The following is a 12,050-nucleotide window of genomic DNA, read 5'->3' as shown; positions in this document are numbered from 1 at the left end:
AAAACTGCACAGCGAGTAAGAGAAGCGAGAGTAGGTAGAAACAATTTCACCAGGTCAAGATAGTAAGAGCATATGGTGGATGCCTAGGCGCTTTAGGCCGATGAAGGACGTGGTAAGCTGCGAAAAGCTGCGGGTAGCTGCAAACAAGCGTTGATCCGCAGATCTCCGAATGGGGCAACCCGGCGGGAGCGAACTCCCGTCACCGTTTAGTGAATCCATAGCTAAACGGGGGGCACCCGGGGAACTGAAACATCTAAGTACCCGGAGGAAAAGAAAGAAAACTCGATACCCTAAGTAGCGGCGAGCGAACGGGGTGTAGCCTAAACCGGCAATGCTTGCATTGCCGGGGTTGCGGGACCTCAAGAATTGGATTTGGGTTATCTAGCTGAACACAGCTGGAAAGCTGGAGCACAGAAGGTAACACTCCTGTAGGCGAAAGATAACCGAACCAAAGAGGTATCCCAAGTACCGCGGGACACGTGGAACCCCGTGGGAATCCGGCAGGACCACCTGCCAAGGCTAAATACCTAAAGCGACCGATAGTGCACAAGTACCGTGAGGGAAAGGTGAAAAGCACCCCGGGAGGGGAGTGAAATAGAACCTGAAACCATGTGCTTACAAGCAGTCGGAGCGCGTTAAAAGCGTGACGGCGTACTTTTTGCAGAACGGACCGGCGAGTTACTTTAACGAGCGAGGTTAAGGCCGGAAAGCCGGAGCCGTAGCGAAAGCGAGTCTGAAGAGGGCGCATAGTTCGTTAAAGTAGACCCGAAACCGGGTGATCTACCCATGGCCAGAGTGAAGCTGAAGTAAAATTCAGTGGAGGCTCGAACCGACCGTCGTTGAAAAGGCGGCGGATGAGCTGTGGGTAGGGGTGAAAAGCCAATCGAACTCGGAGATAGCTGGTTCTCCCCGAAATAGCTTTAGGGCTAGCCTCGGGAATGAGTGCCGGAGGTAGAGCACTGACTGGGCTAGGGGCCTTCACCGGTTACCGACCCCAATCAAACTCCGAATGCCGGCCACTTGAATCCCGGGAGTCAGACTACGGGTGCTAAGATTCGTAGTCGAGAGGGAAACAGCCCAGACCAACAGCTAAGGTCCCCAAGCATGGCTAAGTGGGAAAGGATGTGGGGTTGCAGAGACAACCAGGATGTTGGCTTAGAAGCAGCCATCATTCAAAGAGTGCGTAATAGCTCACTGGTCAAGTGACCCTGCGCCGAAAATGTAACGGGGCTAAGTCATGCACCGAAGCTTTGGTTTGGATGGTATGGACCATTCAAAGGTAGGGGAGCGTTGCCAACGCGCGGAAGCAGTACCGAAAGGAGCTGTGGAGCGTTGGGAAGTGAGAATGCCGGTATGAGTAAACGAAAAGGCAGGTGAGAATCCTGCCCGCCGAAAGCCTAAGGTTTTCTGGGGAAGGCTCGTCCGCCCAGAGTAAGCCGGGACCTAAGCCGAGGCCGAAAGGCGTAGGCGATGGACAATCGGTTGAGATTCCGATGCCACCAACGACCGTTTGAAGGATGGGGTGACGCAGGAGGGTAGGCTAAGCGCACGGTTGGAAAAGTGCGTCCAAGCCCGTAGGGTGATAAGTAGGCAAAACCGCTTATCAAAAAGCCCGAGAGGTGAAGGGGAGCGAAAAAAAAGTAGCGAAGTAGCCGATCCCAAACTGCCAAGAAAAGCCTCTAACGAGGAAGTTGGTGCCCGTACCGCAAACCGACACAGGTAGGCGAGGAGAGAATCCTAAGGCGCGCGAGAGAACCCTCGTTAAGGAACTCGGCAAAATGACCCCGTAACTTCGGGAGAAGGGGTGCCTCATTATCGTGAAGTTAGAACAAACGGAGCGAGAAGAGGCCGCAGAGACCAGGCCCAAACGACTGTTTAGCAAAAACACAGGTTCCTGCTAAAGCGAAAGCTGACGTATAGGAGCTGACGCCTGCCCGGTGCCGGAAGGTTAAGAGGAAGGGTTAGGGAAATGACCCGAAGCTCTGAATTGAAGCCCCGGTAAACGGCGGCCGTAACTATAACGGTCCTAAGGTAGCGAAATTCCTTGTCGGGTAAGTTCCGACCCGCACGAATGGCGTAACGATTTGGGCACTGTCTCAACGAGGGACTCGGTGAAATTGAAGTTCCGGTAAAGATGCCGGATACCTGCGACAGGACAGAAAGACCCCGTGGAGCTTTACTGCAGCTTGACATTGGGTTTCGGTATTTCATGTACAGGATAGGTGGGAGACAGAGAAGCAAGTACGCCAGTATTTGTGGAGTCGCCGGTGGGATACCACCCTTGAGATATTGGAATTCTAACTTAGTGCCGTAAGCCGGTACGAGGACAGTGTCAGGTGGGCAGTTTGACTGGGGCGGTCGCCTCCCAAAGGGTAACGGAGGCGCCCAAAGGTTCCCTCAGCGCGGACGGAAATCGCGCCTAGAGAGTGTAAAGGCAAAAGGGAGCTTGACAGCGAGACTGACAAGTCGAGCTGGTACGAAAGTAGGGCTTAGTGATCCGGCGGTATCGAGTGGAAGAGCCGTCGCTCAACGGATAAAAGCTACCCCGGGGATAACAGGCTTATCTCCCCCAAGAGTTCACATCGACGGGGAGGTTTGGCACCTCGATGTCGGCTCATCGCATCCTGGGGCTGGAGTAGGTCCCAAGGGTTGGGCTGTTCGCCCATTAAAGCGGTACGTGAGCTGGGTTCAGAACGTCGTGAGACAGTTCGGTCCCTATCCGTCGCAGGCGTAGGAAACTTGAGGAGAGCTGACCCTAGTACGAGAGGACCGGGTTGGACGGACCGCTGGTGTACCAGTTGTCTCGCCAGAGGCATAGCTGGGTAGCTATGTCCGGAAGGGATAAGCGCTGAAAGCATCTAAGCGCGAAGCCCCCTCCAAGATGAGGTTTCCCATCGTAAGAGTAAGACCCCACGAAGACTACGTGGTAGATAGGCCGGATGTGTAAGCACAGTAATGTGTTTAGCTGACCGGTACTAATAGGTCGAGGTCTTGACCTGAAAGCTTTTCTTGACTCGCTGTACAGTTTTGAAGGAACAGCAGACATGGTATCCTGCAACGATACTGAACGCCAAGGCATTTGCCGGAGCAAACGATAAGCCGGCGCATTCAAAGAGCGACGCCGCCGGAGGGTAAGTGCCGAGGACTGTTCGAGGAGCTTTGCTCCGAGTTCCGCAGGCACCCGGAGGCGGCGGAGCTCGTACAAGTATATGTGCCGGCGTGTTTGCGGAGCGTAAATGCCTTGGCAGACCGCTAGCGAACAGGCCGTAAGACAGGCCTGCCTAAGAATGAAAACAATATTTTCGGTGGCAATACCGCAGGGGGTACACCCGTTCCCATCCCGAACACGGAAGTTAAGCCCTGCAGGGCCGATGGTACTTGGGCTTGAGCCCTGGGAGAGTAGGTCGCCGCCGAATTTTATATATATTCCTCGATAGCTCAACGGTAGAGCAACCGGCTGTTAACCGGTAGGTTGTAGGTTCGAATCCTACTCGAGGAGCCACTGACTTTTAAGAACGCCAGGTATAGCACCTGGCGTTCTTTGTTTTTAGTATAAAATAATTTAAAAATGTCATAAATAACAATAGATTTTATATTCTAGGGTAACGTAGTTTTAATTTTTTGTTCAATATTAACCAAAATAAAAAAATATTCACTTTTTTAACATTTGCATATTATTGTTAATTTGGTGGTATACTTTGGTTAAGGTCAGTCAAAGTCAAACGAATAACAGCAGGGTGGTAGGAACAATGGCTAATATTTCAGATTTAATTGAACATTATTTAATCAATATGTTAAAAAACAGCCCCAAAGGGTATATTGAAATTCAGCGAAATGAATTAGCAGAGCAGTTTAATTGCGTTCCCTCACAAATAAACTATGTTTTATCTACTCGTTTTACTATTAATCACGGTTATGTTATTGAAAGCAGGCGGGGTGGCGGTGGCTATGTAAAAATAGAAAAAATACGTTTGAATGACAATGATTTGTTAGGTGATTTGTTTCAATATATAAACGATAGTATTAGCCAAAAGTCTGCCAATGTTGTTTTACAGAGGCTGCTAAACGAAGAGATCATCACCAAAAGGGAATATAAAATTATGCGCTCGGCATTAGAACGGGGCGTATTAAATGTTAAGCTGCCTTGGCGGGATAAAATTAGGGCCAATATTTTAAAGGCGATGATTGCGGTAGTGTTAACGGAAGATGAGTAGTTAAACTTAATAAGGAAGAGAGGTTTGGACAATGCTTTGCGAAAGGTGTAATCAGCGTCAGGCAACGGTACATTTAACACAAGTAATTAATAACAAAAAAGTGGAGATGAATATATGCGAATATTGTGCTAACGAATTGCAACAGGAGGCATGGGGTTTTAGTCCCCAATTCAATCTACACAAGTTTTTAGGTAGTTTAATCGAAAATGATTTCAGTCAGGCTGTCAAAATTGATACCCATGACAATTGCTCGAAGTGTGGCATATCAAAGAATAGCTTTGCTAAAGGTGGGTTACTTGGCTGTCCAAGCTGTTATCAGTCCTTTCACAGTCAAATTATACCGTTGGTAAGGCGAGTGCATGGGACGATTCAGCATACAGGTAAGGTACCGAAAAGAACGGGTGGAAAAGTCAGAATCAGAAAAGAGATAATGGATCTGAAAAGGAAATTACAACAAGCCGTTAATAAAGAAGAGTTTGAAAAGGCTGCTATGCTACGTGATCAAATCAAACAACTGGAAGAGAAATTGAACAAGGAGGATTAAACATGGGGTTAAGAGAGACGATTAATAATGCATATTCCGGATGGATGAATAGTCACGGCCCCGAACACGATATTGTAATCAGCAGCCGGATAAGAATTGCCAGAAACACATCGTATGTACCTTTTCCGCACTTGATGAAACAAGAAGACGCAGAGTCTGTTTTTCATTATGTTCAACAGGCAATATCTAAACCCAGTGAGCGATTTGGCAATTTAGAGCTTGTTAAATTAGCTGAATTGTCACAAACAGACAGAGAAATTTTAATGGAAAAACATTTGATTAGTCCGAACTTGCTAAAAGATCCGGAAAAAAAGGCAGTAGTATTGAGCGATGATGAAATAATCAGCATTATGATCAATGAGGAAGATCATTTGCGCATTCAGTGTTTACTGCCCGGTCTGCAACTGCAAAAGGCATGGGATTTGGCTAATGAGCTTGATGATTATTTAGAACAAACAATAGACTACGCCTTTTCAGAGCAATTGGGGTATTTAACTGCTTGTCCTACTAATGTGGGTACCGGTTTAAGAGCGTCAGTTATGCTGCATTTACCCGGAATAACCATGCTAAACCAGGTGAACAGAGTAATAAATACGGTAGCTAAACTGGGATTAACTGTGCGCGGGCTTTATGGAGAAGGAACGGAAGCTGCAGGCAATTTGTATCAAATATCAAACCAGGTAACATTGGGCTTAACAGAGGAAGAGATTATAGATAAATTGGTGTTGGTAATCAAAGAAATAATTGAGCATGAAAGAACGGCCCGCAATGCTTTATATAGTAAACGTAAATATCAGCTGGAGGACAGGGTTTTTAGAGCTTATGGCACATTAAAAAATGCTCGACTGCTTACCTCTAGTGAAGCAATGAAACTAATTTCAGACGTACGCTTAGGTGTGGATTTAGGCATTATTGAAAACATTTCACCGCAACTGTTAAATGAGCTAAGTGTGATCATTAAACCGGCGTACTTGGTTAAAAAGGCCGGAAGGGTATTAAACATAGAAGAGCGAGACATTATAAGGGCAGAAATTGTCAGGGAAAAGTTAAAGTAATTATTAGTTGTATGGAGGTGTTGACAATGTTTGCTAAGTTTACTGAGAGAGCAAGAAAAGTATTGGCATTTGCTCAAGAAGAAGCAAGGAACATGAACTATCCTTATGTCGGTACGGAGCATATTTTATTGGGCCTGATAAGAGAAGGCTCAGGTGTTGCTTCACAAGTCTTAAATAAATTAGGAATAGATGCCGATAAAGTTAGACAAAGGGTGAAAGAGCTGGTTGAACCGGGCCAGGGTGGAGCCGCCGTACAGGAGTTATTACTGACTCCCAGAGGTAAACGGGTTATTGAATTAGCTGTACTACATGCCCGCAATATGGGTCATAATTATGTGGGTACTGAACATCTGCTGCTGGGGTTAATCAGTGAAGGAGAAGGAGTGGCAGCCCGTGTTTTAGCATCAATGGGTGCCGATGTGAATCGAGTACAACAGCTGCTGGCACAAATGCTGGGAGGAGGACAACCGGCAGGTGAAGCCGGAAGTAACTATAACCCAAACCAACCGGGGGCCGGCTGTCCCGGCGGTAGCTGCAGTAACACGGTCACATTGAACGAATTCAGTCGTGATTTAAATCAATTGGCAAAAGAGGATAAACTTGATCCGGTTATCGGCCGACAAAAAGAAGTAGAACGGGTTATTCAGATCCTAAGTCGCCGAACAAAAAACAATCCGGTGCTGGTAGGGGAACCCGGTGTTGGCAAAACTGCGATTGCCGAAGGTTTAGCTCAAAAAATTGTCAGCGGTGATGTGCCGGAAATTTTGGCGGATAAAAGGGTAGTTGCCCTGGACTTGGCGGCCATGGTTGCCGGTACAAAATATCGCGGTGAATTTGAAGACCGAATTAAGAAAATAATTAGCGAAATTAAACAGGCAGGAAATATCATAGTATTTATCGACGAGCTGCACACTTTGATTGGTGCCGGTGCCGCTGAAGGAGCCATTGACGCGTCTAACATTCTTAAGCCGGCCTTAGCCCGCGGTGAGATACAGGCTATCGGTGCAACTACGCTGGATGAGTACCGCAAACATATTGAAAAAGATCCGGCGCTGGAACGACGTTTTCAACCGGTGATGGTGGAAGAGCCGACGGTTGAAGAAACAATTGAAATACTTAAAGGGCTAAGGGATAAATATGAGGCTCATCACCGAGTGCGTATTACCGACGAGGCTTTGGTTTCGGCAGCCAAACTGGCGGATCGCTATATTACAGATCGCTTTTTGCCGGATAAGGCCATTGACCTGATGGATGAAGCCGCTTCCCGAGTAAGGGTACAGGCTTTTACCGCAACACCGGATATAAAACAAATGGAAAGTAAATTAGATGAAATTCGCAAAGAAAAAGAAGCGGCAGTAAATAATCAGGAATTTGAAAAAGCAGCTGAACTGCGGGATCAGGAAAAAGAACTGCTAGCGAAACTGGAAGAGCAAAGAAAAGCATGGCAGCAGCAACAGGGTGATCGGGAATTAGTGGTTGGTGAAAACGAAATCGGAGAAGTTGTTTCCGGTTGGACAGGAATACCGGTTCAGAAGCTAGTTCAAGAAGAATCTGAAAGACTGCTTAAACTAGAAGAAATATTACACAACCGCGTTGTCGGTCAAGATGATGCTGTAACTGCCGTTGCCAAGGCAATACGTCGGGCAAGAGCAGGCCTTAAAGATCCTAAACGCCCAATTGGTTCATTTATCTTTCTCGGTCCGACCGGTGTTGGTAAGACCGAACTGGCTAAAGCATTGGCAGAAGCGTTGTTTGGTGATGAAGATGCTATGGTGCGCATTGACATGTCGGAGTACATGGAAAAGCATACTGTTTCCAGGCTGCTTGGGGCACCTCCGGGATACGTAGGATATGATGAAGGCGGACAGTTGACCGAGGCTGTGCGGCGACGTCCATATTCAGTGATATTATTAGACGAAATAGAAAAAGCTCACCCCGATGTATTTAATGTACTGCTGCAAGTTTTAGAGGACGGTCGGCTCACCGAAGCTAAAGGCCGTACCGTAGACTTTCGCAATACCGTAATCATCATGACATCAAATATTGGTGTGCAGAAACTAAAGCATACACCGGTTGTAGGTATTCGCACCGGAAAAGAAGCGGAACTTAAAACCGAAGAAATGAAACGCGAGTTGAAAAAAGAATTAGAACGGGCATTTAGACCGGAATTTATAAACCGAATTGATGAAATTGTTTATTTCCACTTCCTCACCCCTGAGCATATCAGGCAAATTGTTAGCCTAATGTTACAACAAACTGCTAAGAGAATGGCAGAAAATGATATCTTCCTTGAATTTACAGAGCAGGCTAAGGATTATCTTGCCAAAGAAGGTTTTAGTGAAGAATATGGAGCAAGACCCCTGAGACGGCAAATACAAAAATTGGTTGAAGACAGGCTTTCCGAAGAATTTCTTCAAGGAAATATCAGAAACGGTGATAAAGTAATTATTGATGCCGATGAAAACGGTATCTTGGTAAAAAAAGCATAAACAGTAGCAGTGGGCAGCGGTAAAAGCGTCAAGCTTTTACCCTGTACCCATTGCAGATGCCCATGTTATAATTTACTCTTAGAATAGAGCTAGGGGGGAGCTGGTTGAGATAAGAGGCAAATCCGCTTTCTTATGTCAAGAATGTGGGCATCAATCGCTGCGTTGGCTGGGCAAGTGTCCGAGTTGTGGCTCTTGGAACACCTTTGTTGAAGAGAGAACGGATACCAAGACCGGAAAAATAAAAAACGATAAAAGTGCGGTCCCGGTACGGCTTTCTGAAGTGCAAATAAAACCGGTGAAAAGATATTCGACGGGTATAGGTGAACTAAACCGGGTTTTAGGAGGCGGCTTGGTACCGGGATCCCTGATTTTAATCGGTGGGGATCCGGGAATAGGTAAATCTACACTGTTGCTGCAGGTTGCCCAAAGTCTTAGTCAAGAAGGTAAAGTGCTTTATGTTTCCGGAGAAGAATCAATTCAGCAAATAGGAATGCGAGCCAAAAGGCTGAATATAGATATCAACAATCTATATCTGCTTACCGAAACAGATATCGAAACAGTCACTGGTATTTTGAGCGAACTGGCACCCCGAGTAGTGGTTATCGATTCAATTCAAACAATGGTTCATCCGGAAATCAGTTCTGCACCGGGCAGTGTATCTCAAATTAGGGAAACTTGTGTAGAGCTAATGCGGTTTGCCAAAAGGTATAACATATCAATATTTATCGTCGGGCACGTTACTAAGGAAGGAACATTAGCGGGACCGCGAGTACTTGAACATATGGTGGATACGGTTCTGTATTTTGAAGGGGAGCGCCATCAGTCTTTTCGCATATTGCGAACGGTGAAAAACCGGTTTGGTTCAACTAATGAAGTAGGCATCTTTGAAATGCAAGACCGTGGTTTAGTTGAAGTATCAAATCCTTCAGCCCTGTTTATAGTTAAGCAACCTGTATCGGCACCCGGAGCGGTGGTAGTACCCAGTATTGAAGGTACTCGACCGCTACTGGTTGAAATACAGGCATTAGTATGTCCAAATTCCTTTGGGGTGCCCAGACGGATGACGGCAGGTGTTGACCATCATCGGGTAGCGCTAATATTAGCCGTTCTGGAAAAAAGAATCGGGTTTCGCCTGAGTGGTTATGATGCTTATGTTAATGTTGTCGGTGGCGTGCGTTTAATAGAACCGGCTGTTGATTTACCGATAGCACTTGCTTTAGCATCCAGCTTTCGAGATCAAGCGCTGGCAAATGACATGGTTGTTGTTGGAGAAATTGGTTTAACCGGTGAGGTAAGACCGGTAAATGCAATAGAGAGAAGATTAAAAGAAGCGGTAAACATGGGTTTTAAAAGGGCTTTAGTCCCGGCAAAAGCTTTAAATAAACTAAAAATACCCGGAATGCATATACATACAGTAAATACAGTTTCAGAAGCCATAGAGATAGGTTTGAAGGGTTAGGGGGGGCAACATGATAAAGGATGAAAAATTTGAAAATAAATTATTACAGGTATTAAGACAGGTTGCTCCTGGTACGCCCCTGCGAGAAGGGATGGAAAATATACTGCGGGCAAAAACCGGGGCGCTGATCGTAATTGGCGACAGTCCTGAAGTAACTGAAATAGCAGAGGGCGGCTTTCTCATTAATGCGGACTTTTCTCCTGCTTCTTTATACGAATTAGCGAAGATGGACGGTGCTATTATTTTGAGCAGCGATGCTAAAAAAATAATTGCTGCCAATACCCAGCTTATCCCCGACCTACTTATCCCTTCTTCTGAAACAGGTATCCGGCACCGTACGGCAGAAAGAGTGGCTAAACAAACCGGTGCCTGTGTTATTTCCATATCTCAGCGCCGTGGTGTTATTACATTATATAAAGGCTCATTGAAATATGTATTAAGAGATATCGGCGTGATATTGGCCAAGGCCAATCAAGCTATTCAAACTTTGGAAAAATATCGCTCGGTACTGGATCAAGTACTGTTGGAATTATCAATTTTAGAGTTCCAAGATGCCGTTACCCTTTATGATGTTACCAAGGCTATTCAAAGGGTGGAAATGGTACTTAGGGTAGAAAAAGAAATTGCTTGGTATATCAGTGAATTGGGTGTAGAGGGTAGACTGATTACTATGCAAGTTGAAGAATTAGTAGCTAATGTTGCCACTGAAGGGCTGCTGGTTATTCAAGATTACGCTACAGAGTTAGATAAATCGCCTGATGATATTATGACGATGATTTCCAGTTGGCCGTCAGAAGATTTGCTGGACATGACTTTAATTGCCCGGGCACTGGGGTATTCCGGCAGCCAAAGTATTTTGGATCAAAATGTTACGCCCAGAGGTTATCGGGTATTGCGAAAAATCCCCAGATTGCCGATACCGGTGATTGAAAATCTAGTTGATACTTTTTCTACCTTGCCAAACGTTTTAAATGCCAGTATAGAGCAATTAGATGAAGTTGAAGGTATAGGCGAAGTGCGTGCCCGTTCCATTAAGGAAGGTTTGCGTCGCTATCGAGATAAATTAATACAAGACCGCAAAGTATAAAAGATTTTAAACTAAACGAGGTGTATCAATACACCTCGTTTTTTTTAGTTGGTTGTGTCAGGGGGTTATGTTAAACTGTAGTGTCTTAGTAGCTTGATTTTATTGTGTTCTTTAATAATGATGTCAAATAAGTTTAAATCTAATAAGTTACATAGGGCGGCTAAGTAAATCATCTTACGACCGATTTCCCTTTCAATTTTTTCTCGACAATGTGGACAGAGTTGGCCGGAAAGGTGTGAATCAAGTACTTTTTTTAATTGATCTAAGGTTAAATCTTCAGGAATTTTTGTTTTTTTGGCTTCTATTTTTAAACAACCACAACTGGTCACTGTTTTAACAATAGCATCGTTTAATCTGGCGACACACTCTTGTTGACGGCTTAAAATATCTAAAATGCTGCGATTGCATATCAATTGCTCAGATACAGTGTACTGAAACTCTTCAGCAATTAAATCTTTTAACAAGATAGTCACTCCCTATAAAAGTAGTGGTGAAATATTTAAGTAAATTATAGTCAGCATTTGAGGTGTTTGTCAAACAAACATCTTTATAAAAATTATAATTGACAGTAAACAGGGTCTATGCTATAATCATAGTTTACTTTTGACAAAATACTTTTTTTATGGTATAATAAACCCGGTAAAGGAAAAGGGGGGCTGAACTTGTTCAAGATAGGGGACAAAGTCGTTTACCCTATGCATGGGGCCGGAGTTATCGAAGCCATTGAAGAAAAAGAAGTGTTGGGTGAAAAACGCAAGTATTACATTTTGCGCCTTCCTGTTGGAGATATGAAGGTAATGATACCGATAAACGGCAAAAATACAGGTTTGCGTGAGGTAATAAGCGCTCAAGGGGTAGAACGGGTAATCGGTATTCTACGCCAAGAAAGCACTGCCATGTCCGGTAATTGGAATAGGCGTTATCGGGCAAATTTGGAAAAGATTAAGAGCGGAGATATTTATGAAGTTGCTGAAGTAGTGCGAAACCTTTTTAAAAGAGACCAGGAAAAGGGTTTGTCATCAGGGGAAAGAAAAATGCTGGAAAATGCCCGGCAAATATTAATTAGTGAGCTTGTGTTGGCAACGGAATGGGAGGAAGAAAAGGCGCAGTCACTAGTTGATAAAGCACTGGCATAAAAACGTCAGAACTCTATTCTGACGTTTTTCTTTATATTAAGGCATTTTTATTCGTGTATAATAGTT

At 45.0% G+C, this 12,050-nt stretch carries 8 protein-coding genes, 1 tRNA gene and 2 rRNA genes; 10 read left to right on the top strand and 1 reads right to left on the bottom strand.

Features of this window, described 5'->3' with window-relative positions; all coding sequences use genetic code 11:
• Positions 1-52 precede the first annotated feature (52 nt).
• The 9 genes from ACZ5NG_RS10625 to disA all read left to right on the top strand — a co-directional run bounded on the left by ACZ5NG_RS10625 (position 53) and on the right by disA (position 10,848).
• A 23S ribosomal RNA gene (locus tag ACZ5NG_RS10625) occupies positions 53-2,999 on the top strand.
• 302 nt (positions 3,000-3,301) lie between these two features.
• Positions 3,302-3,416: ribosomal RNA gene (gene rrf, locus ACZ5NG_RS10620) — 5S ribosomal RNA — on the top strand.
• A gap of 11 nt (positions 3,417-3,427) precedes the next feature.
• A tRNA-Asn gene (locus ACZ5NG_RS10615) sits at positions 3,428-3,502 on the top strand.
• A 247-nt stretch (positions 3,503-3,749) separates the two neighbouring features.
• Positions 3,750-4,214 carry a CtsR family transcriptional regulator gene (locus tag ACZ5NG_RS10610; protein WP_464251773.1) on the top strand — a complete coding sequence of 155 codons (465 nt, stop codon included), beginning with the start codon at positions 3,750-3,752 and terminating at the stop codon, positions 4,212-4,214.
• Between the two features lie 31 nt (positions 4,215-4,245).
• A complete protein-coding gene (locus ACZ5NG_RS10605) occupies positions 4,246-4,758 on the top strand; it encodes a UvrB/UvrC motif-containing protein (RefSeq protein WP_464251772.1) in 513 nt (170 codons plus the stop codon).
• A 2-nt stretch (positions 4,759-4,760) separates the two neighbouring features.
• Complete coding sequence (locus tag ACZ5NG_RS10600; RefSeq protein WP_464251771.1) at positions 4,761-5,813, top strand: protein arginine kinase; 1,053 nt, start codon at positions 4,761-4,763, stop codon at positions 5,811-5,813.
• Positions 5,814-5,839: 26 nt separating this feature from the next.
• Positions 5,840-8,302, top strand: coding sequence for an ATP-dependent Clp protease ATP-binding subunit (locus tag ACZ5NG_RS10595; protein ID WP_464251770.1), 2,463 nt, complete (start codon positions 5,840-5,842; stop codon positions 8,300-8,302).
• A gap of 109 nt (positions 8,303-8,411) precedes the next feature.
• Complete coding sequence (gene radA, locus ACZ5NG_RS10590; protein ID WP_464253159.1) at positions 8,412-9,761, top strand: DNA repair protein RadA; 1,350 nt, start codon at positions 8,412-8,414, stop codon at positions 9,759-9,761.
• Between the two features lie 10 nt (positions 9,762-9,771).
• Entirely contained in the window at positions 9,772-10,848 is a 1,077-nt protein-coding gene (disA, locus tag ACZ5NG_RS10585; protein ID WP_464251769.1) for a DNA integrity scanning diadenylate cyclase DisA, read from the top strand.
• Positions 10,849-10,913: 65 nt separating this feature from the next.
• Here disA and ACZ5NG_RS10580 read toward each other — a convergent pair whose 3' ends face one another.
• On the bottom strand, positions 10,914-11,312 hold the full coding sequence (locus tag ACZ5NG_RS10580) for a nucleoside triphosphate pyrophosphohydrolase family protein (protein ID WP_464251768.1): 399 nt from the start codon (positions 11,310-11,312) through the stop codon (positions 10,914-10,916).
• A 198-nt stretch (positions 11,313-11,510) separates the two neighbouring features.
• Between ACZ5NG_RS10580 and ACZ5NG_RS10575 the strand changes: the two genes are divergently transcribed.
• Positions 11,511-11,984 carry a CarD family transcriptional regulator gene (locus tag ACZ5NG_RS10575; protein ID WP_464251767.1) on the top strand — a complete coding sequence of 158 codons (474 nt, stop codon included), beginning with the start codon at positions 11,511-11,513 and terminating at the stop codon, positions 11,982-11,984.
• Positions 11,985-12,050: the final 66 nt, after the last annotated feature.

The sequence above is a fragment of the Desulfovectis peckii genome (assembly GCF_055391705.1).
The sequence above is the reverse complement of the archived record's forward strand: the minus strand, read 5'-3'. Positions and strand labels throughout refer to the sequence as shown.

What these genes read in the sequence shown, in the direction of transcription:
- disA (WP_464251769.1), top strand. Translation starts at nt 9,772, where the DNA reads ATGATAAAGGATGAAAAATTTGAAAATAAATTATTACAGGTATTAAGA.
- ACZ5NG_RS10610 (WP_464251773.1), top strand. Translation starts at nt 3,750, where the DNA reads ATGGCTAATATTTCAGATTTAATTGAACATTATTTAATCAATATGTTA.
- ACZ5NG_RS10600 (WP_464251771.1), top strand. Translation starts at nt 4,761, where the DNA reads ATGGGGTTAAGAGAGACGATTAATAATGCATATTCCGGATGGATGAAT.
- ACZ5NG_RS10605 (WP_464251772.1), top strand. Translation starts at nt 4,246, where the DNA reads ATGCTTTGCGAAAGGTGTAATCAGCGTCAGGCAACGGTACATTTAACA.
- ACZ5NG_RS10595 (WP_464251770.1), top strand. Translation starts at nt 5,840, where the DNA reads ATGTTTGCTAAGTTTACTGAGAGAGCAAGAAAAGTATTGGCATTTGCT.